21 protein-coding genes and 2 pseudogenes are annotated in these 19,563 nt (G+C 68.1%); 13 read left to right on the plus strand and 10 right to left on the minus strand.

The window, feature by feature from the left end; translation table 11 throughout:
- Nucleotides 1-25 precede the first annotated feature (25 nt).
- From SGFS_RS04850 to SGFS_RS04860, 3 genes and pseudogenes are all read left to right on the plus strand, one after another.
- A complete protein-coding gene (locus SGFS_RS04850; RefSeq protein ID WP_286247878.1) occupies nucleotides 26-187 on the plus strand; it encodes a hypothetical protein in 162 nt (53 codons plus the stop codon).
- A gap of 25 nt (nucleotides 188-212) precedes the next feature.
- A pseudogene (locus tag SGFS_RS04855) lies at nucleotides 213-281 on the plus strand (hypothetical protein); the annotation flags it as partial.
- 148 nt (nucleotides 282-429) lie between these two features.
- On the plus strand, nucleotides 430-678 hold the full coding sequence (locus SGFS_RS04860; protein WP_434028184.1) for an AMP-binding protein: 249 nt from the start codon (nucleotides 430-432) through the stop codon (nucleotides 676-678).
- Here the strand turns inward: SGFS_RS04860 and lpdA are convergent.
- Nucleotides 668-2,080 carry a dihydrolipoyl dehydrogenase gene (gene lpdA / locus SGFS_RS04865; protein WP_286247882.1) on the minus strand — a complete coding sequence of 471 codons (1,413 nt, stop codon included), beginning with the start codon at nucleotides 2,078-2,080 and terminating at the stop codon, nucleotides 668-670. The two genes, SGFS_RS04860 and lpdA, sit on opposite strands and share 11 nt — an antisense overlap.
- Nucleotides 2,081-2,211: 131 nt before the next feature.
- On the minus strand, nucleotides 2,212-3,450 hold the full coding sequence (locus SGFS_RS04870) for a saccharopine dehydrogenase NADP-binding domain-containing protein (RefSeq protein ID WP_286247883.1): 1,239 nt from the start codon (nucleotides 3,448-3,450) through the stop codon (nucleotides 2,212-2,214).
- Between the two features lie 33 nt (nucleotides 3,451-3,483).
- On the opposite strand from SGFS_RS04870, the gene SGFS_RS04875 reads away from it, so the two are divergent.
- Complete coding sequence (locus SGFS_RS04875) at nucleotides 3,484-4,113, plus strand: TetR/AcrR family transcriptional regulator (RefSeq protein ID WP_286247884.1); 630 nt, start codon at nucleotides 3,484-3,486, stop codon at nucleotides 4,111-4,113.
- 50 nt (nucleotides 4,114-4,163) lie between these two features.
- On the opposite strand, the gene SGFS_RS04880 is transcribed toward SGFS_RS04875, so the two are convergent.
- The 3 genes from SGFS_RS04880 to SGFS_RS04890 all read right to left on the minus strand — a co-directional run bounded on the left by SGFS_RS04880 (nucleotide 4,164) and on the right by SGFS_RS04890 (nucleotide 6,369).
- Complete coding sequence (locus SGFS_RS04880) at nucleotides 4,164-5,225, minus strand: LLM class flavin-dependent oxidoreductase (protein ID WP_286247885.1); 1,062 nt, start codon at nucleotides 5,223-5,225, stop codon at nucleotides 4,164-4,166.
- The gene (locus SGFS_RS04885; protein WP_123107143.1) at nucleotides 5,225-5,758 is read right to left on the minus strand and encodes an SRPBCC family protein; all 534 of its coding nucleotides are present in this window, start codon (nucleotides 5,756-5,758) and stop codon (nucleotides 5,225-5,227) included. The genes SGFS_RS04880 and SGFS_RS04885 overlap by 1 nt, the downstream gene beginning before the upstream one ends.
- A gap of 113 nt (nucleotides 5,759-5,871) precedes the next feature.
- Nucleotides 5,872-6,369, minus strand: coding sequence for a winged helix-turn-helix transcriptional regulator (locus SGFS_RS04890; protein WP_109004512.1), 498 nt, complete (start codon nucleotides 6,367-6,369; stop codon nucleotides 5,872-5,874).
- Nucleotides 6,370-6,476: 107 nt separating this feature from the next.
- On the opposite strand from SGFS_RS04890, the gene SGFS_RS04895 reads away from it, so the two are divergent.
- The gene (locus SGFS_RS04895) at nucleotides 6,477-7,373 is read left to right on the plus strand and encodes an SDR family oxidoreductase (RefSeq protein WP_286247887.1); all 897 of its coding nucleotides are present in this window, start codon (nucleotides 6,477-6,479) and stop codon (nucleotides 7,371-7,373) included.
- A 48-nt stretch (nucleotides 7,374-7,421) separates the two neighbouring features.
- Here the strand turns inward: SGFS_RS04895 and SGFS_RS04900 are convergent, their stop codons facing one another.
- Nucleotides 7,422-8,105 carry a TetR/AcrR family transcriptional regulator gene (locus SGFS_RS04900; RefSeq protein WP_286247888.1) on the minus strand — a complete coding sequence of 228 codons (684 nt, stop codon included), beginning with the start codon at nucleotides 8,103-8,105 and terminating at the stop codon, nucleotides 7,422-7,424.
- Nucleotides 8,106-8,316: 211 nt separating this feature from the next.
- Here SGFS_RS04900 and SGFS_RS04905 point away from each other — a divergent pair, with 211 nt between their 5' ends.
- The 3 genes from SGFS_RS04905 to SGFS_RS04915 are packed head-to-tail and all read left to right on the plus strand — an operon-like array spanning nucleotide 8,317 to nucleotide 11,721.
- On the plus strand, nucleotides 8,317-9,291 hold the full coding sequence (locus tag SGFS_RS04905; protein ID WP_286247890.1) for an enoyl-CoA hydratase/isomerase family protein: 975 nt from the start codon (nucleotides 8,317-8,319) through the stop codon (nucleotides 9,289-9,291).
- Nucleotides 9,292-9,298: 7 nt separating this feature from the next.
- The gene (locus tag SGFS_RS04910) at nucleotides 9,299-10,219 is read left to right on the plus strand and encodes an alpha/beta hydrolase (RefSeq protein WP_286247892.1); all 921 of its coding nucleotides are present in this window, start codon (nucleotides 9,299-9,301) and stop codon (nucleotides 10,217-10,219) included.
- Nucleotides 10,220-10,254: 35 nt separating this feature from the next.
- Nucleotides 10,255-11,721: a class I adenylate-forming enzyme family protein gene (locus SGFS_RS04915; RefSeq protein ID WP_286247894.1), complete on the plus strand. Its 1,467-nt coding sequence runs from the start codon at nucleotides 10,255-10,257 to the stop codon at nucleotides 11,719-11,721.
- Between the two features lie 225 nt (nucleotides 11,722-11,946).
- Here the strand turns inward: SGFS_RS04915 and SGFS_RS04920 are convergent, their stop codons facing one another.
- A complete protein-coding gene (locus tag SGFS_RS04920; RefSeq protein ID WP_286247896.1) occupies nucleotides 11,947-12,819 on the minus strand; it encodes an alpha/beta fold hydrolase in 873 nt (290 codons plus the stop codon).
- A 65-nt stretch (nucleotides 12,820-12,884) separates the two neighbouring features.
- Here SGFS_RS04920 and SGFS_RS04925 point away from each other — a divergent pair, with 65 nt between their 5' ends.
- Entirely contained in the window at nucleotides 12,885-13,490 is a 606-nt protein-coding gene (locus SGFS_RS04925; RefSeq protein ID WP_286247898.1) for a CGNR zinc finger domain-containing protein, read from the plus strand.
- A gap of 34 nt (nucleotides 13,491-13,524) precedes the next feature.
- Here SGFS_RS04925 and SGFS_RS04930 read toward each other — a convergent pair whose 3' ends face one another.
- Complete coding sequence (locus tag SGFS_RS04930) at nucleotides 13,525-13,998, minus strand: winged helix-turn-helix transcriptional regulator (RefSeq protein ID WP_031143657.1); 474 nt, start codon at nucleotides 13,996-13,998, stop codon at nucleotides 13,525-13,527.
- A 139-nt stretch (nucleotides 13,999-14,137) separates the two neighbouring features.
- On the opposite strand from SGFS_RS04930, the gene SGFS_RS04935 reads away from it, so the two are divergent.
- The 3 genes from SGFS_RS04935 to SGFS_RS04940 all read left to right on the plus strand — a co-directional run bounded on the left by SGFS_RS04935 (nucleotide 14,138) and on the right by SGFS_RS04940 (nucleotide 17,269).
- Complete coding sequence (locus SGFS_RS04935; protein WP_286247902.1) at nucleotides 14,138-15,151, plus strand: NADP-dependent oxidoreductase; 1,014 nt, start codon at nucleotides 14,138-14,140, stop codon at nucleotides 15,149-15,151.
- A 509-nt stretch (nucleotides 15,152-15,660) separates the two neighbouring features.
- Nucleotides 15,661-16,188 carry a site-specific integrase gene (locus SGFS_RS51305; RefSeq protein WP_350284078.1) on the plus strand — a complete coding sequence of 176 codons (528 nt, stop codon included), beginning with the start codon at nucleotides 15,661-15,663 and terminating at the stop codon, nucleotides 16,186-16,188.
- Nucleotides 16,189-16,318: 130 nt separating this feature from the next.
- Nucleotides 16,319-17,269: a hypothetical protein gene (locus tag SGFS_RS04940; protein WP_286247905.1), complete on the plus strand. Its 951-nt coding sequence runs from the start codon at nucleotides 16,319-16,321 to the stop codon at nucleotides 17,267-17,269.
- Nucleotides 17,270-17,549: 280 nt separating this feature from the next.
- Here SGFS_RS04940 and SGFS_RS04945 read toward each other — a convergent pair whose 3' ends face one another.
- Nucleotides 17,550-18,389 (minus strand): alpha/beta fold hydrolase, encoded by an 840-nt coding sequence (locus tag SGFS_RS04945; RefSeq protein ID WP_286247906.1) that lies wholly within the window; start codon nucleotides 18,387-18,389, stop codon nucleotides 17,550-17,552.
- A gap of 68 nt (nucleotides 18,390-18,457) precedes the next feature.
- Here SGFS_RS04945 and SGFS_RS04950 point away from each other — a divergent pair, with 68 nt between their 5' ends.
- Nucleotides 18,458-19,129 (plus strand): TetR/AcrR family transcriptional regulator, encoded by a 672-nt coding sequence (locus SGFS_RS04950; protein WP_286247907.1) that lies wholly within the window; start codon nucleotides 18,458-18,460, stop codon nucleotides 19,127-19,129.
- 81 nt (nucleotides 19,130-19,210) lie between these two features.
- Here the strand turns inward: SGFS_RS04950 and SGFS_RS04955 are convergent.
- Nucleotides 19,211-19,555 (minus strand): annotated as a pseudogene (locus SGFS_RS04955) (helix-turn-helix domain-containing protein); the annotation flags it as partial.
- Nucleotides 19,556-19,563 lie beyond the last annotated feature (8 nt).

Here is a 19,563-nt window from a genome sequence, read left to right on the forward strand (position 1 = left end):
ACCCCGAAGAACGACGATGCACAGCTTGAGCCGCAACGCGTCACGACTCCTGACGGATTCCGCGTCCCGCTACCCGGAACGCACCGCGATCGTCTTCGGCGACGACCGCATCACCTACGAGGCCCTCGACGCCGCGGCCAACCGGCTCGCGAACCCTGCTCGTCTCGCGCGGGATCCAGCTTGGTGACAAGGTCGCGCTGTCCTGCCCCAACCTGCCCCACTTCTCCAGCATCTACTTCGGCATCCTCAAGGCCGGGGCCGCGGTCGTGTCGCTGAACATGCTGTTGAAGGGCCGCGAGGTCGCCTACCACCTCACCGACTCCGACGCGAAGGGCGTACTTCGCCTTCGAGGGCACCCCGGAGCTGCCGATCGGGAAGGCCGCCTGGGAGGGATTCCGGGAGAGCGCGGGCTGCACCGAGTTCTTCCTGATAGAGAGCGGCGGCGCGCCATGGTCGGGGGACGAGACGCCGGAGTCCAACACCTCGGTCGTAGCCGAGCAGCCCGTGACGTTCCGGACGGTCGAACGCGACGAAGACGACACAGCGGCGGTCCCCTACACGTCCGGCACCACCGGCCACCCCAAGGGCGCGGAGCTGCGTCACCGCAACGTGTATGACAACGCGCTCGCCGGCATCGACCTGTTCGTTTCGAGGGGGCAACGCCCTGCTACATGTTGATCATGTGGCCCGCGAGGCCGTGGACGGCTTCCTTGACCGCCTCGCCGAGGGTGGGGTGGGCGTGGACGTTGCGGGCGACCTCATGGACGGTGAGGTCCCACTGCTGGGCCAGCGTCAGTTCGGGGAGCAGCTCGGTGACGTCCGGGCCGATGAGGTGAGCGCCTATGAGCTCGCCGTACTTGGCGTCACTGATGAGCTTCACGAAGCCGGTCGCATCACCCAGGCCATGAGCCTTGGCGTTCGCGGTGAACGGGAACTGGGCCACCTGGACGTCGAAACCCTGCTCCCTCGCCTGTTCCTCGGTGTAGCCGAAGCTGGCGATCTGCGGCTGGCAGAAGGTGGTGCGCGGGATCATGACGTAGTCCAGCTCCATGGTCTCCGCGCCTGAGAGCGTCTCAGCGGCGACCACTCCCATCGCCTCAGCGGCGTGCGCGAGCATGAGCTTCGCGGTGACGTCACCGATGGCGTAGATGTGCGGAACGGACGTACGGCAGCGCTCGTCCACATCGATGGCGCCGCGCTCCGTGACCTTGACGCCGGTGTTCTCCAGGCCGTACCCGGTCACGTTCGGGGCGAAGCCGATCGCTTGGAGGACCTTGTCCGCCTCCAGGACCTGGCGGGCACCGTCCTTTCCGGTGACCGTGACGCGGACCTGCTGCCCGGAATCATCGATCGACTCGACACGGGTCGAGGTGAGTACGTCGATGCCCAACTTTCGGTACTGCTTGGCGAGTACGGCGGAAACCTCGGCGTCCTCGAGGGGAGCGACTCGGTCCAGGAACTCCACGATCGTGACCTGCACACCGTAGTTGTGCAGGACGTACGCGAACTCGATGCCGATGGCGCCGGCACCCGCGATGACGATCGACTGCGGGAGGTCCTCCGCGAGAATCTGCTCCTCGTACGTCACCACGCGCGCGCTGCGCTTGGTGCCGGGGAGCAGCTTCGGGGTGGCGCCCGTGGCGATGATGCAATGGTCGAAGCCTATGGTGCGGGAGTTGCCGTCGTGGTCGGCGACCAGAAGCGTGTGCGGGTCGAGGAACGTACCGCGGCCAGCGACTTCCGTGATCTTGTTCTTCTTCATCAGGTAGTGGACGCCCTTGACCCGGCCGTCCGCGACCTTCCGACTACGGCGGAATGCCTCCCCGTAGTCGAAGGAGACCTCACCGTCGACCTTGATGCCGAAGGTCTTCGCCTCGCGCGTGAAGATGTGCGCCAGTTCGGCATTGCGCAGCAGGGCCTTGGTGGGGATGCAGCCCACGTTCAGGCAGACGCCGCCCCAGTACCTCTCCTCGACGACCGCTACGCGCTTGCCCAGTTGGGCGGCCCTGATGGCGGCCACGTACCCACCTGGGCCCGCGCCGAGTACGACGACGTCGAAGTGCTCATCCTGCTCGTCCATGGACCTCTCCTTTCCACTGGGACGGTCGACTCCACGTCAGTGGCCGACTCGCTCCCGATCGCACAACCTGTTCATCAAATCAGTCGCTGTGGTTCAACGCCCCGGTGCCGTGATCCATGCCCACGCAGCGATCACCGACGGGCCAACGCCCCGTCGACTTCGTACACTCCCGCCTCGGCGGCACCGAGCCTGAGGGTGTCGAGCCCGAAGGCAGCGACCGGACCGTGCACACCGGGCTTGAGGACGGCATCCGGCGCCGCCGCATGAACCGCGCCCCATGCCAGGAGGGAGCCCGTCATCTCGTAGGGATCAGGTCCGGTGAGGGCCGTCGTGGCCAGGGGACGACCCTGGCCGTCGCGGGCGACCGCGATCACCAGGGAACGGCCGTCGGTGTCCGGCTCACGATGTGCTCCCGGGAGCCTCCCGGACCACCGCGTCAGGGCAGCCCGCACCTTCGCCGACCTCAGCAAGGGCGCCTGGAGCATGGCGGCGATCTGTACCGGACGCGTCCACCGCCCGAGCCAGCCCATCCCCACCTCGACGCTCTCCAACTGAGGGAAGACCTCGGGCAGGCCGAGATGCTCCGTGCCCGGGACGGTCATGGCCGGGCGTCGCACACCGGCGTAGCGGAAGGTGAGGACACGCTTGGCGGCCCGCTCGTCGACCAGTCGGGAAGAGGCTCCAGGGCGTGGAGAGCGGTAGGCGAACCCGTCCTCGGCCGCCGCGGCGACCAGCGTCTGGCGCGTGCCACCCGTGGTCAGGTCCCAGGAGTCGCGCAGGGTGCTCCGGTAACGCAGCTCACTCCCGCGCCCCGAACGGGTGATGAAGTAGCCGATCTCGACATGGCATGCGCGCTCGCCCGCCTGTTCCAGGGCCAGGGCGCCGGCGAGATTGCCGGGCACGTAGTCGTAGCCGAACGCGGGCACGAGAGTCGCTCCCCGGGCGGCCGCGACGGAGTCCAGCTCAAGGAGGACCCGGCGGGCGAAGGGTCCCTCCCCCGTGGAGTCGAAGTAGCGCGCTCCCGCCCGCGCGGCAGCCGTGACCGTGGCCATGCCCAGCTGCATGAACGGCCCGACCGTGGAGACGACCACATCGCTGGGGCCCAGAAGGCGCGTGAGGTGGGCGGAAGAGGTGACGTCCACTTCCGCCACCGGCAGTTCCGCCTCGAAGCGGTCGGCCAGGGTCAGCATCTTCGTTCGGCTTCGCCCGACCAAGGTCGGCTTCTCACCTCGTGCGAGCAGTTCCCTGAGAACTCGCCGCCCCGTGTACCCCGTCGCACCCAGCAACAAGATTCTGCGCTTTTCCACGGCTACGTCTGCCTTCCGGAGGGCACTGTCACCACGAGCACTGACCGACCACGAGTCATTCACTGACCTCAGGTCATTGAATATACGATGGTCGACATGAGAGGGCCAAACCGACGACAGCTGTACGCGGAGCAGACCCGGGCGGACCTGGTGGCGGCCGCGCGCAAACTCTTCGTCGACAACGGGTTCGCGGACACGTCGGTCGAGGCCATCACCGCGGCGGCGCAAGTGAGCAAGGGCACCTTCTACCACCACTTCTCGGACAAGAAGGCGATGTTCGCCGAGCTCTACACGGAGCTGCTCCAGCGGGTCGGAGCGCTCGCCGACGCGGCATCCGAGGCGATCCGTGCGACACCGGGCGAGCCTGCCTTGACCGCCGTGTCGAACCTCACGCACGCCTTCTTGCGGCGGACCATCGACGATCCCCTGCATCGAGAGCTGATGGCCCAGGCGCCCTCGGTGCTGGTGGAGCAGTACCGGCACATCAACGACACGGTGGCCCAGCCGCCGATCGAACGGCTCTTGACCGTCCTGGCCGAACGCGGTGGCGTGGAACCGGACGTTCCGGTCGCCACCGTCGCCCGGCTGCTGTTGGCCGTCCTGTGCGAGGGCAACCAGATCATCGCCGCCGCGGCGGACCGGGAGGATGCCCTGGCCAGGACGTTCCACACGATCACCCTGCTGATGTCGGGACTGGCGACGGACGGCGTCAGCGCGCACGGTTGACGTCGACCAACGCCTGCAACAGCACTCCTCGACTGCACCCGACCGTGCCGCTACCGTGCCGCCTCGTCCTCGATGTCACGGACCAGGTCGAGGGCCCGGCCGAGAGTGGTGAGCCGAGCGTCGAGGGTCTCTCCGGCCGGGTAAAAACGTACGGTGTCCACACCGGCGTCGCGCCACACACGCAGCCGCTGGCGCACCATGGCCTCGGTGCCGATCAGAGTGGTCGCCAGGACCATTTCGTCGGTGACCAAGCCGGCCGCGCCGTCCCGGTCCCCAGCCTGCCAACGTGTCCGGACTTCGGCCGCCACCTCGGCCCAACCCTGGCGGCTGTAGGCGTTGTTGTAGAAGTTCGTGGTCGCGGAACCCATGCCGCCGAGGCTGAAGGCCAGTTCCTTCTTGCGTCCGGCCACCATCGCGCTCAGCGCGTCCTCGTCGTCCGCGAAGGCGACCTCGGCACCTTGGCAGATGTCGAGGTCGGCACGGGCGCGACCGGCGGCGGCCAAGCCCTGGTCCAGGTGGTCGAAGTACGCCTCCTTGGCGCCCTCGGGCACGAAACTGGTGCCCAGCCACCCGTCGGCGATCTCACCGGTCAGGTGCAGCATCTTCGGCGAGAGAGTGGCGAGGTAGACCGGAATGTCATGCTCGGCACGCATCGACAGACGCATGGGCTTCGCCTCCGCGCCCGGCAGTGGAATCCGGAACTCCTTTCCTGAGTAGGAGACTTTGCCGCCCGCGGCGGCCTCCCGCACGATCTCGACGGTCTCCCGCATCCGCACCAGCGGTCGGGCGAAGGGCACGCCGTGCAGCCCCTCGATCACCTGCGGCCCGGAGGGGCCCAGTCCGAGAAGGAAGCGCCCCTGGGAGATCTGCGACAGTGTGATCGCGGCACGGGCGATGGCCATCGGCGTGCGGGTGCCGAGTTGGATGATTCCGGATCCGAGGAGCATGCGCTCGGTCTTCGCCGCGAGGTAGCCCAACGGCGAGGGAGCCTCGGAACCCCACGCCTCCGCCACCCAGCAGATGTCGAGACCGAGCTTCTCCGCCTCGGTAACATAGGCGACGATGTCCCGCCAGTCGCTCCCGGAAGCTTCGATCGTGGTGGAGGTACGCATCACAGCCTCGCCTCGCCCGCGGGCTGGGCCCTCTCGGCCAGCTTCTTGATCTCTTCGAGGGTGATCGTCATGTTGGCCTCGAACTCCCGCATGCGCACGAAGACGATCTTCTGCTCCTTCTCCGGCATGCGATCGATGGCGAAGGAGAGGCCCGAACGGGCCGGCCCCATCTGCATCCATTCGCTCAGCAGAGTGCCACCGCCCTGCGGCTCCAACGTGAACCGCCAGATCGCCGTTGGGTTCTGCGGGTTCTCGACGCCCCAGGCAAGCAGCCTCGGCGGCTCGTACTCGACGATGTGGGATGTGGTGGTCCACTCCCCGAGTGCCTCGTGCTTGCTCCGGCCGATGAACCGGGCTCCCAGGGCAGGGGCGGTCCTGCCGTCCAGCCATTCGACGTACTGCAGCTCGGAGCTCATACGCGGCATCAACTCGATGTCTGACACGAGCGTCCACACCTGTTCGGGCGGAGCAGCGATCCAGGTGCGGACCTCCACCGTCGGCTTGTCCGCATAGCGCGCGCCTGTCCACTCCATGTTCCTGCAGCCTCCATGCCGATCCGAGAACTCCCATGACCAGACGTGACCAGTAAAGTTGCGTAGATAGACTCACATGTCAAGGGAAACGCAGCCCCGGCAGAGCCGCTGAGTCAGCCGGCGAAACGCTCCCGCACATCCGGCCGTTCGGCCAGATGTGGCGGATAGCCGGGGCCCATCCGAGGACTGGTGTTCTCCGCGGTCATCTGCTCGCCGCAGGAAGAACACACCACCTCGGCATGGGCTTCCTGTCCGCAGACCTCGTGACGCATGACTACCGGCGGGCCCTCTTCACCGGACAGCCAGCGGTCCCCCCACCGGTTCATCACCAGCAGCACACCGTAGAAGTCGCGCCCCTTCTCCGTGAGCACGTAGTCGTACCGAACCGGCTCCGTCTGGTACGGCCGTTTCTCCAGCAGCCCCTCGTCCACCAGTCGGCGCAACCGGTCCGTCAATGTGTTGCGCGCGATCCCCAGTGACACCTGGAACGCGTCGAACCGCCGGATCCCGTAGAACGCCTCACGCAGCACCAACGGCGTCCACCAGTCCCCGAGCAAGTCCATGGTGCGCGCGATCGAGCAGGGCCAGTGCGCAAAGGATGTCCGCCTCATGACAGTCAGCATAGGTTCGTCCAGTCGTGAGACCCAGCAGGTGGAGCGACGGCAGTTCATACACGCGACATCTTGCGCTCAATAAATAACGAAGTTATGTTGCGGCCATGAAACGTGACTTGCTGGGCAGAAAGCTGGTTGTCACCGGAGCGGCGCGCGGCATCGGCGAGAAGGTGGCCCGCCTGGCCATCGCCCGAGGTGCTCAGGTGACCCTGATCGGACTGGAGCCCGATCGGCTCCGTGACCTCGCCCGCGAGCTGGGCCCCGCCGCTTCCTGGCGTGAGGCCGATGTGCGCGACGGCACCGTCCTGCGGTCAGCGATCGACGAGGCTGCGGGGGTCATGGGCGGCATCGATCTCGTCGTCGCCAATGCCGGCGTCGTGGCGTACGGGACCGTGCGACAGACGGACGAGGCGTCGTTCGAGCGGGTCCTGGACATCAATCTGAACGGTGTCTTCCGGACCCTCAAGTACGTGACGCCCCATCTGGAGCGCAGCCGGGGACACGTGCTGGTCGTGGCGTCCGCGCTGTCCTTCATGCCGCTGGCGGCGATGGCCTCCTACGGCGCCAGCAAGGCCGCGGCCGAGCTGCTCGCCCTGACCTATCGCCAGGAGGTGGCGCACCTCGGCGTCACGGTCGGCCTGGTGCACCCCTCCTGGATCGACACGGATCTCGTCCGGGGCGCCGAGGCGGACCTCCCCTCGTTCCAGGGCCTGCGCAACCGGCTTCCCTACCCGGGCAATGTCACCACGAGTGGCGACCGGGCGGCTGCCGCGATCGTCGACGGGCTCGTGCGCCGCCGCAGCCGCGTGTACGTCCCGCGCGCGGTCGTCGTGGCCAACTGGGCCAAGGCAGCGCTGAATTCGCCACTGGCCTGGCCATGGGCGAGGCGCTTCGCGGCCCGTGCCGTTCCGTCCCTCGAACGGGAGGTCGCGGCGCTGGGGAGGCATGACCAGCTCACGCCGGGCACCGGCACCTCTGCCGCGGAGACCAAGTCGCCCTAGCCGCACATGGGTGGTCCCGCGCGGGACAGCGTCCTGCCCTACCGACTTTCACCGACCTTGAACGATCGAGTCGTAAAGGCGCGCGCCCGCCTCGTGCGAGGCTTCGGCCCGTTCCCGCTCGTCGCCCAGACCGACAGAGAAGTTCACGCCCATCGGCAGCATCACCTGCACCACGGGGTCCTCGAACTCGCCGAAGTGCTCGGCCAGCTCAAGGGTGACGTACCCGTGGACCAGACTCCACAACTGGGCGGCTATGACTTCAGGTTCCTGCCGCTCGGCCCTGCCCGAGTTCACGAGCCGTTGACATGCCGCGGTGATATGGACGTGGGCATCCCGGAAGGCCGGCGAATGTCCGCTCAAGCGAAGGTCCGCGTCCGACAGCGGCCGGTACGTCGCACGAGTGGACAGGCCGAACATCAGGTCGTACAGGTGAGGGTTCTCGTGGGCCACTCGGCGGCAGGTCAAAGCCATGGCGAAGAGATCCGCGATCGGATCATCCGTCACCGGCACCTGGGCGAACGCCGCGCCGAGCTCCCTGAAGCCGTGGTCGGCGACGGCGCGCATCAGTTCGGGGATCCCACCGAAGTGGCCGTAGACGACCATCGTCGACAGCCCGCTCGCGGACGCCACAGTACGCGCCTTGATGGCCGACGGCCCCTGTTCGGCCAGCAGGCCGACAGCGGCTCGCACAAGCCGCTCCGGTGCGTCATCGAGCCTCGGCCGCCCTGCCATGCCTCTCGCGCCTCCACCATTGACACTCTTGAAATAACTTGGTTATGTAACTCGTCACGGCAATAGTACACATCTCGAGCGACGTGCCGTTTCGGACACGGGCGCGCCTCTCCGGACGGGCTTTCACGCACTGTCCCAGATTCCTGGCGCCGGTAGCCCCTCCCTCACTCGCTTTGCACTCCCCCATGAACTCAGCACGGGAGCAGAATCCATGCCATACAAAGACAAGGGTCATCTGGAGATCGAGGACCGCGGAGCCGTCCTTGTCGTCCGGGTCGACGGCGGCCCGCACCAGTTGTTCGGCCTCGATGTCGCCCAGCAGCTGGACAAGCTGGTGAACCGGGTCGACCGCGATCCGAGCATCCGTGCCGTCGTCTTCACCGGGGCACATCCCGAGCGGTTCGTCAGCCATGCCGCGGTCCGGTGGCTGCAGGAAGAGGGCGCCGCGAGCCCGACGGTCGGCCGACGCGGTGCCGCCGCCGTCGTACGCATGGCCAAGCACGTGGACCGGTCCCGTCTCCTCGGGGCCGTGATGCGCAGGACCCCGATGCGCGGGGCCCTCCAGCTGGAGCGTCTGCACACGACCTTCCTCCGGATGAACGCCAGCGGTGTCCTCTTCGTCGCCGCCCTCAACGGTTCGGCTCTCGGCCTCGGCGCCGAGTTCGCCTGGGCCTGCGATCTGCGGGTCATGGCCGACGGGGACTTCTTCATCGGCCAGCCCGAAATCCTCCTCGGCATCATCCCGGGCGGAGGCGGCACCCAGCGGCTGACCCGCCTGATCGGCACCCACCGGTCCCTGGCCGCGATCCTCGAAGGCAAGCCGTTCACGCCCGCGGAGGCTCTCGCCAACGGGGCGGTCGACAAGGTCGTACCCCAGGACAAGGTCGTCGCGCAGGCGGTCGAACTCGCGGAGCACTTCGGCCGGCGGTCGAAGGGGTCGGTCGCGGCCGCCAAGAGGTCGGTGTACTTCGGCGGCTCGATGTCACTGGAGGACGGACTCCACGTCGAACGCGCCGAGTTCTTCACCAGAGTCATGTCGAAGGACGGTCAGGAACTGATGCTCGACTACATGAAGACGACGGACGCCACCGGCGAGCTCCCGCTCTACCACCCGGACACCTACGCCCAAGCGCTCGCCTCGGGCAGCGTGCCCGGGCGCCGCTCGACGCAGACGACACGGCGGTGAGCAGACGATGACCACCGTGCACTCCTTCACCCGCCACGACATCACCTTCCCCTCCGGCGACAGCACCTGTGTCGGATGGCTCTACCTCCCGACCGGCGTCACCTCCCCGCCCGTCGTCATCCTCGGGCACGGCCTCGGCGCCACCCGCGAGATGCGCCTGGACGCCTTCGCCGAGCGTTTCGCTCAGGCCGGCATCGCCGCCGTGGCCTTCACCTACCGGCACTTCGGCGACAGCGGCGGCCACCCGCGCCAGCTCCTGTCGATCAAGCGTCAGCTCGCCGACTGGGACGCCGCCCTCGCCTACGTCAAGGCCCGCCCCGACATCGACCGCTCCCGCATCGCGGTGTGGGGCAGCTCCTTCGGCGGAGGCCACGCCATCACCGTCGCCTCTCGGCATCCCGAACTGCGCGCGGCCGTGTCCCAGTGCCCGTTCACCGATGGTCTCGCCTCCGCGCTCGCGCTCGGCCCGGTCGCCTCGCTCAGGATGACCCCCGTGCTCGCTCGGGACATGGCGGCCAGAGTGCGCGGCAAGGCACCCGCGATGGTTCCCATCGCCTCCGCCCCCGGTTCGCCGGCCCTCATGAACGCTCCGGACGCCCTGCCCGGATATCAGGCGCTGCAACCGGCGGGGACGACGTTCCGCAACGAGGTGGCGGCACGGGTCATTCCGACCATCGCCACCTACCGGCCCGGGCGTGCGGCGAAGAAGGTCGCCATGCCGATCCTCTTCTGCGTCAGCAACACCGACTCCGTCACGCCTCCCGCCCAGACCCTCCGGTACGCGCGCACCGCACCCCGGGGAGAGATCAAGAGGTACGACGCCGGCCACTTCGACTTCTACACCGGCGAGACCTTCGAGGCCCTGGTCCGCGACCAGATCGAGTTCCTCACCCGGCAGTTGCACCCCGCGCCGGCATCGACTCCTTGACCGGATCGCACAACACCGAGACAGGTACGCCCGCCATGAACTTCGCTTCACTGCCCGACCGTCGCGCCGCTCACGCCCCCGATGGGGCAGCGGTGTCGGACGGGCGCCAGTCACTCACCAACGCTCAGTTGCTGGACCGCGTCCGTGCGGCAGCGCGTCAGCTCCAGGACCTCGGGATCGGTCCCGGCGATGTGGTGGCCCTCAAGCTGACGAACCGCATCGAGTTCGTGCTGCTGTTGTTCGCCGCCTGGCGGATCGGCGCCACCATCACGCCGGTCAACCCGAGCATGACCGACGTCGAGGTGGACCGACAGGTCAAGGACTCCGGTGCGCGTCTGCTGGTGGTCGAAGACCGCGAGGCGCCCGTCACGGACGGTACTGCCGTACTCGCCGTCGGCGCACTGTACGCGGAAGGGGCGAGTTCGGATCACGCACCGCATGTGGACTCGTCCGCGCTGGCTCTTCTCATATACACCAGCGGCACCACCGGGACGCCCAAGGGCGTGATGCTGGACCATGCCAACATCGACGCCATGACGGAGATGGGCCGCCTGTCCCTGGACATCGGGCCCGCCGACCGGTGCCTGCTGATCCTGCCGCTCTTCCACGTCAACGGCATCGTGGTCAGCATTCTCACGCCTCTTCTCGCGGGGGCGAGCGTCGTCATCGCGGGCCGCCGGTTCGACCCACACAGCTTCTTCGACCTCGTCGAGCAGGAGCGCCCCACCTTCTTCAGCGCCGTGCCGACGATCTACGGCATGCTCGCTGCGCTCCCGGATGACGTGCGGCCCGACACATCGTCGCTGAGGTTCGGAGTCTGTGGCGCCGCACCTGCCTCCGCCGAGCTGCTGAACCGGTTCGAAGCCCGGTACGGGTTCCCTCTTGTCGAGGGGTACGGCCTGTCCGAAGGAACCTGCGGGTCCACCGTCAACCCCGTCGCGGGCCCGCGGCGTGCCGGCACCGTGGGACTTCCCTTCCCCGGCCAGGAGATTCGGATCGTCGACGCCGAAGGTGCCGAGGTGGGGCCGGGCACGGACGGTGAGGTCCTCGTGAAGGGCCCCAACGTCATGCGTGGCTATCTCGGCCGCCCTGAGGAAACGGCCAGAGTCATCGTCGACGGCTGGTTGCACACGGGCGATGTGGGTCACCTCGACGCCGAGGGCTATCTGACCCTGGTCGGGCGCTCGAAGGACATGATCATCCGTGGTGGGGAGAACATATACCCCAAGGAAATCGAGGATGTCCTCACAGGCGACCCGTCGGTGCTCGAAGCCGCCGTGATCGGCGTACCCGACGAGAAGTGGGGAGAGGTGGTCGTGGCCTACATACAGCCGCGACCAGGCGTGACCGTCGATCTGACGGCGCTGCGGGAGCTCTGTGCGCGCAGCCTCACCGGCTTCAAGCGTCCGACCGACTTCTTCGTGGTGGAGGCCATAGCGAAGAACGCGGTCGGGAAGATCGACAAAGCCTCCTTGCGCGCTGCCCACGTCGCGGCTTCCTGAGGTTCACCGCGCGCCGAGCCTGGATGCCCAGGCAGCGCATATCCGACAGCGCGGCCGCGGGGCGCTTCGGCGGGTGTCCCGGTCTCGGCCAGGATCTGACTGAGGGGCGGCCCAACCGGAAGCGGCTGGGCCGCCCCTCGGTTCGGGGGGCTGCTCGGACGACTTGCCCCGGCCAGTGAGACCGTGGACCCGCAGGGGCGCCGCTCTCTCGTCACGGTGGCAGGGTCACCGACTCGCCTCGTCGGCCAGGAACGACCGCAAATGGCCCAGCAGCGCCTCCGGTTGCTCTTCCGGGATGAAGTGGCCGCACTCCGGGATTTCTGCTCCGGTGACGTCGTCCGCGTAGGCGCGCCAGATCTCCAGCGTCGGCAGGCGGGAGGGCAGCCCTGCGGAACCCCAGAGCGCCAGTACCGGCATGGTGAGGCGGCGGCCCTCGGCGGCGTCGATGTCGTCGAGGGCGACGTCCTGCTCCATGGCGCGGTAGTCGTCGAAACTCGCGCGCATGGCACCCGGGCGGGAGAAGGCTCGGACATATCCGTCGACCGCTTCGGGTGTCAGCCCGTGCCGGTTATAGGTCCACCGCTCGAAGAAGTACTCGAGATACCCCCGTATATCGTGCCCCACGAGGCGCTCGGGAAGATCAGGCTGCATCTGGAACAGCCAGTGCCAGTACCCGGAGGCGAGCGAGGCGTCCAGCCGGCGGAACATCTCCCGGGTCGGCACGATGTCGAGCAAGGCCAGCCGTTCCACCTGCTCGGGGCGGTCCAGCGCCCAGCGGTGCCCCACGCGGGCGCCCCGGTCGTGACCCACGACGGCGGTCGTCTCGAAGCCGAGTGATTCGACGAGGCCCGCCATGTCGGCGGCCATCCGCCGCTTGTCGTATCCGGTCGAGGGCTTGTCGCTCAGGCCGTAGCCACGCAGGTCGGGTGCCACAACGGTGTGGTCGGCGGCAAGATCCGCCAGCACCCGCTGCCAGCAGTCGGAGGTCTGCGGCCAGCCGTGGAGCAGGACGAGCAGAGGACCGGATCCCGCTCGGAGGTAGTGCAGGCGAACCCCGTCCACCTGCGTCACGCCGGTGGTCACAGTGGGCTGTCCCATGGATGCGCCTCCCGGACATGAACTAACCCTCTTAGGGGGTTAAACCTAACGTGCAGAATGAAGGCGTGGCAACGGACGACACGTGGATCTGGGACGGCGGGCGGGTCTGTCTGGACTTCACCAACACCCTCCGCCACCGGTGGCGATCCACGCCGGGGGAGACGCTCCGGAACCCGGGCGATCTCACCCTCTGGCTTCAGCGGGCCGGACTGCTCACACCGGGCATCCCGGATCCCGTGGATGCCGCCGTGCTGGCATCGGGCCGACGCCTGCGCGAGGCGGTCGACCGGGCCGTACTCGCGGTCTCCGACGGCCGACTGCCCTCCTCCAGCGACGTCGTGCTGCTCAACGAATCGGCAGCACAGGCGCCCCGGCCGGCGCCGCAAATCGCCATCAAAGGCGGCCACTTGGAGCCCGCCGGCACCACGACCATGTCACCTGATCCCGCGACCGCGCTGGCACTGATCGCGCAGGACGCCGTAGACCTGCTCCTGTCGAGCGAGATCCGGCGCGTACGCGTGTGCGGCGCGGACACGTGCGCCCTGCGCTTCCTGGACCGCTCCCCCGCCCACAACCGCCGCTGGTGCTCGATGTCCCGCTGCGGCAACCGCACCAAAGTCCGCCTCCACCAGGCCCGAGCCAGACGGAGTGAGCGCACCCCGGCGGACTGAGCCCACCCGGACTCCTGCCGCCACCGCGCTCAGCTCACTCCGCGGGCCTCAGACGAAATGCGGGGCCGGGGACACTCTCGATGTCCTCCGCCTGCACGGCGTGGCCGCGTTCGCAGCGGATCTGGGCATCGACGTGCGCACCGCATCCGCGGTGTCGCGTCAGTACGGCCGGGCCCTCCGGGTCGGCGCGGTAGCGGTCGCCCCACTGCAGGAGCCCCATCACGGCCGGGACCAGGTCCACGCCCTTGGGTGTGATCACGTACTTCGGCCGACTCCGTGAACCCGGCTCCTTGTAGGTCTCGGTGGCCAGGATCCCTTCCTCGACAAGCATCCGGAGCCGGGCAGCGAGAAGGTTCCGGGGACAGCCGAGGACCCGTTCGAAGTCACTGAAGCGGGACGAGCCGTACCAGACCTCGCGCAGGATCAGGATCGTCCACTTCTCACCCACGACCTCAAGGGTCCGGGCGATCGAGCAGTTCGACATGTCCCGGTCGAGTCGGGTGTCCATGCCGGCGTCCTGAAGAGCTTCGGTCCTCGCATCCATGGGGGTGATTCTAACCCGACATGAGTTTACTTTTCTATACTCAGCAAGTAGCGTCATGATCACACGCAGGCGACCGAGAAGATCACGTGGAAAGGCGGCCGGCATGAAGGCATTCGTCGTCGAGAAGTACGGCAAGGACGGCGTGCGCGCCGCCGAGGTACCCGAGCCCAGCGTCGGTGACCGCGATGTTCTGGTCAGGGTGAGCGCCGCGAGCATCAACCCGCTGGACAAGATGGTCCGTAACGGGGAGTTCAAACAGCTGTTGAAGTACAAGCCTCCGTTCGTGCTCGGTCATGACGTGGCCGGCGTCGTGACGCGGGTCGGTTCCGCCGTGCGCGGCCTCGAAGTCGGCGACGAGGTCTACGCCCGCCCGCGCGACCTGCGGATCGGAGGCTTCGCGGAGTACATCGCGATCGACATGGACGACGTCGCGCCCAAGCCGGCCTCGCTCACACCGCAAGAGGCGGCCGCGGTGCCGCTGGTGGCCCTGGCCGCCTGGCAGATCCTCGTAGACCAGGCCCATGTGAAGCCGGGTCAGAAGGTGCTCGTCCACGCCGGTGCCGGCGGTCTCGGATCGACGGTCATCCAGCTCGCCAAACACCTCGGTGCCACCGTGGCGACGACCGCGAGCACTGATTCCGAGAAGCTGGTCCGAAGCCTCGGTGCCGACGTCGTCGTCGACTACACCAAGGAGGACTTCTCCAAGGTGCTGTCCGGCTACGACCTGGTGCTGGACGCCGTGGGCGGGGCGAACCTGGAGAAGTCGCTGACCGTGCTGAAGCCCGGCGGCCTGGCTGTCAGCGTCGTGGGCCCGCCGGACGCCGGGTTCGCCAGGCAGCTCGGCGCTCCCTCCTTCCTGGGGCTGGTCATGAACGTGCTCAGTCGCAAGATCCGCAAGCAGGCGAAGGCCCTGGGCGTTCGCTACCAGTTCTTCTTCATGCAGGCCAATGGCTCCCAGTTGCGCGAGCTCGGCGCCCTCTACGACAGCGGGAAGCTCCGCCCGGTCATCGACAGCACCTTCCCGTTCGATCAGACGCTCGAGGCGATGGCGTACGTCGAGCAAGGTCGCACCAAGGCCGGCAAGGTCGTGGTCTCGATGACGCCCGACAGCAACTGAGATCAGGCCGGCCACACGGCATCCTCCTGGCATGATCACGCGGGGCCGACGACGCGACACCAGGGGCGAGAGATGCTCGCCGCGTCGGGCGGAACAACATCGACGGCTCGCGTGTCTCGACGCTCATGACGGACACGGGAGTTGTCCAACGGCGCCCTCTGCTCCGACCTCGAATCCGAGGGCTGCCGGCGGCCGCGGCAGTCTGCGGAGCCCCGTGCCCCGCGTGCCTTGTTGTCGCGTGCCTTTGGTTATGCGCTGTTGAGCTGTCCACGGACTATCGTCCAGCGTCATGTCGATCACCGGTTGGCGAGCGCATTTCACCCGTCGAGACCTGGCGTGGGCGCGCGAAAAGACCCGCTCATGCGGGAGTTCAGCTCCCTGTTCGCCGATCTCGGTGAGGGGTTGGACGATCTGGGGGTGCCCGAGGGGCGGCCGTTCCTGATCAGCCCGGCGGGCGGGTACGACGTGGCGCTGAACCTGTACTTCTCGGTGTGGCTGGCGTCTTCGCCGTGGAACACACCCAGGCCGCCCATGCCCGGAGCCTGCGCACGTACTTCGACTTCCTGTGGTTCGCGCGAGACAGGCGTGACTGGCGTGATGCGTCCATGGACGACCGGGCGGCGTTCGAGCGGTGGCGGCGTCGTGATGAGCGTGGACCTCGTTTGGAAGACACGAGCTGGGACCGGGAGGTGTCCACGGTCAACCAGTTCTACCTGTGGGCGATCGAGCAGAACCTCGTCAGGGCCAGTCCCATCCGTCAGCGCGCGGCTTCGGTGTGGTCGCCGTGGCGGGGCGGGGCTGGCGGCACGATGGTGCGGCAAGTGCCAGCCGAGACGTCGCACATGGGGCCACGACGCGAGGTGAAGTGGCTGCCACCGAAGTCGTCTCAGCTTTGGCGCAATGTCGGGCTGTGCGGCTTCGACTCGAAGGAGATGCCAAGGCGCGGGTTCCGTGGGGGGGGTGGGCGGCGCGGAACGCGGCGTACGCGGATTCGATGGTCCGTACGGGGCTGCGGTTGTGCGCGCACTCGGCGCTGACGGTGTTCGATCTGCCGCAGCTGCCGCCTGCGGCGTCAGGGATCGTCAACGCGCGAGCGGTGCTGCCGCACGCGATTGTCCAAGGGGAGGTCGGGCCGGGCGGTGTACTGGCCGGTGCCGGTGCTGCGAGATGTGCGACTACATGGAGTGGGACCGGGCCGAGATGCTCGACTATGGGCGCTCGCGCGGCTTCTACATCCCGACGCGCCGGTCGCTGCTGGTGGAGGACCCGGCCGCGCCCCGGGTGCGGGGGGGGGGCCGGTGGGTGCCGGTGGTCCGCCTGGATGCGGAGGAGCGGCGCCAGCTGCTGGTGACGACGGCCGATGGCAGGTGGGAGCCGGCGATGGTGTGGCTGAACCAGTGGGGCCTGCCGATGACGATGTCCGGGTGGAAGCAGGTCTTCGCCGACGCCAACGCACGGTGCCGTGCCCAGGGCGTAGACGTGAAGGCGACGCCGCACATGCTGCGGCACTGGTTCATCGCCCGCCGCTCGGGCGGCACCATCCCCGGCGCCCTGCAGTACCGCCACCAGCGCATCCAGATGTTCGAGGGATACGCCGGCACCGGCGACTCCGGCTTCCGCGACGAGGTCGAGGCCGAAGAAGCCTTCGGCCTCGACCAGTTCCTCGCCGAGCTGGGCGCCGACGACGACCGGCCGTCCCTCACGGGCCCCGCCGGAGAGGAAGCCGAAGCCCGGCTCGCCGAGCTCGCCCGCCACACCGTCTTCGACGGCCGGGTTGTCACCGCCGAAGCCCGCCTGCGCCGCATCCTGGCCCGCCACGACACCCGTCTGTACCCGGGCACCTTCATCACCTGCGTCTACAACCCCGACCGCGCCCTGTGCCGCACGTCCGAGGGCCCCGCCGATCAGCCCGTCATGGCCGACCGCAAACCGCCGGTCTGCCGCAACACCGCTCTCACGCCGGCCAACCTGCAGGCCCTCACCGGTCACTTCGCCCGCCTGGAGGACGCCCTCTCCGACAGCGATCGCCTCGCCCCCTACGTCCGTCACCGCCTGGAGGAAAGGCACCGCGCCACCGCTGCGTTCCTGACATGCCACGCCCCGGAGACCGCCGAGTGAAACGCGCCCTGCCCGGCACCGAGACCGTCAAAGCCGCCATCGGGCAGGATGCGCCTACCTCCGGCAGGCCGGGGTCCGGCCTGCCGGATTCTCGCGCAGCTGGTCAAGCCGGCGAAATCGGCGACGCTTCGTTGGCCGGACTGTCTTCCGTTTCGACCACGGGGGCGTAGAGGACCCCATGGCCTGGGAAGGTGTGCGTGTCGCATTCCGGGGATCCGGTGAGCCTGCGGCCCGTCATCACGGACCAGGCGTCAGCGACTGCACCGAAGTCCTGCGGGTTTTACTCGTCGAGGAACTGAATGGCGTGCTTCAGGAACCGCTCGGGGTACTGGAACTGCGCTCCGTGGCCGGCGTCGGGGTAGATCAGCAGTTGCGCGTTGGGGATGTTCTGGGCGAGGTGCCAGGAGTTGATCGAGGCGATCATCACGTCGTTCTCGCCGTTGAGGACCAGCGTCGGCTGGGTGATCGCGTTCAGGTGGGCGTAGGGGTTCTCGCCCGGCAGCGGTTCCGCGTAGGCGACGGTCGCTTCGAACTGCGCCTGTGCGACCGCGGGCGAACTCGGCGGGTCCTGGTCGGCCCGCTGGTGGCGGCGCTCCCAGAAGGCCTTGCCCGCCTGCTTCGCGGCTTCCGAGCGGCCGAAGAACAGGAAGAGGAAGTCCTCCAGGGTGGGGACCGGGTTCAGGGCGTACTGAGGCACCTGGGGGTCACTTGTCGGGTCCCCGCCTCGGAGGCCGGTGCCGAGCAGGAGGAGCTTGCGCACCAGCTGGGGATGGCGCAGCGTGACCTCCTGCGCCTGGAAACCGCCGAGCGAGAAGCCGAGCAGGTCGACCTGCTCCAGCCCCAGCGCCCGGATGACCGCGGCGATGTCGTCGGCCATGTCCTCGATCCGGTTACGCGGCGTGCCCGATGACGAGGCGACGCCGCGGCCGTTGAACAGGATGACCTCACGGCCTTCGGCCAGGCCGTCGGTGAGCAGCGGGTCCCAGTTGTCCATCCCTCCGCGGAAGTGTTGGACGAGGAAGATCGGGACGCCCGAGGGCTTGCCCCAGCGCCGGTAGGCGAACCGGTCGCCGTCAACCTCGATGTACTGAGTCGGTGCGGTCACATGCGTGTCACTCATGGCCTGAGCCTTTCTGGAGGGGGTGAGCAATACGATGACGATCGTCATCTAAAAAGTCAAGCTCTTTGATGTCGATCGACATCTATGTATGCTGGACCGTCGAGCGTCGACCGACGAAGGGACGGCTGGACATGCGGGTCACCAAGGCACAGGCAGAGCAGAACCGTGCCCACATCGTCGCGACAGCCTCCAGGCTGTTCCGGGAGCGCGGCTATGACGGTGTCGGCGTGGCAGAACTGATGGCAGCCGCCGGGTTCACCCATGGCGGGTTCTACAAGCACTTCCGCTCCAAGGCCGACCTGATGGCCGAAGCGTCCGCAAGCGGGCTCTCGCAGACCGTGGCACGGGCAGAAGGTCTGGACCCCGCCGAGTTCGTCGAGCGCTACGTCTCGCGAGAGCATCGCGACGGGCGCGACGACGGCTGCACCATCGCGGCCCTCGGCGGCGACGCCGCACGTCAGCCGGCGGACATCAAAACAGAGTTCGCAGCCGGGATCGAGAACCTGCTGACGGCCCTTCAGTCCCAAAGCGATACGCCGGGGGATGCGGACCAGCGCGCGGCCCGCATGATGGTGATCGACATGCTCGCCCATTCGGTCGGAGCGGTCATGTTGTCGCGGGCATGCCCGGACGGTTCTCCGCTGGCGGACGAAATCCTCGATGTCTGCCGCAAGGAGATTCTCGCGTCACTGGCACAGGGCAACAGCGACCAGCCGGCGGCAAGGAGTCCAGAAACCTGACCGCAGCCGACCGACGAAAGCCCAGCTCAGTGCCATGAGCAGCACGAGGCCGGCTCCCAGTCGCCTCAGTACGAACACCGGCAGGACCACCCCGCCGCCCTTTCGGGCGGTCTTCTGCAACGCGCGGTCCAGGCGCGGGGCGCGGGCGGCCAGCAGGCCCACGACCTCGCGCACCCACCGGCTCACGGTGGTGCGGCGCACCCCGTTCCCACCGGCCAGATCGCCGGGCCGCTGGTCACAACGCAGCACCGCCAGCACGATGCCGGCGATCTTCCCGGCGAGCAGCGCCCGCCGCCGCGGGACGATCTACTTCAGGCGGCCGCGTATCAGACCGGCGAGATGGTTCAAGGTCGCGCTCGACAGCGGCAGGCGGGCGGTGCAGACAAGGCCGTCAGGGCCCTCGGTGAGACCGTTGTATTTCTTCACACCAAACT

Source organism: Streptomyces graminofaciens, assembly GCF_030294945.1.
In the GTDB taxonomy this organism is placed as follows: domain Bacteria; phylum Actinomycetota; class Actinomycetes; order Streptomycetales; family Streptomycetaceae; genus Streptomyces; species Streptomyces graminofaciens.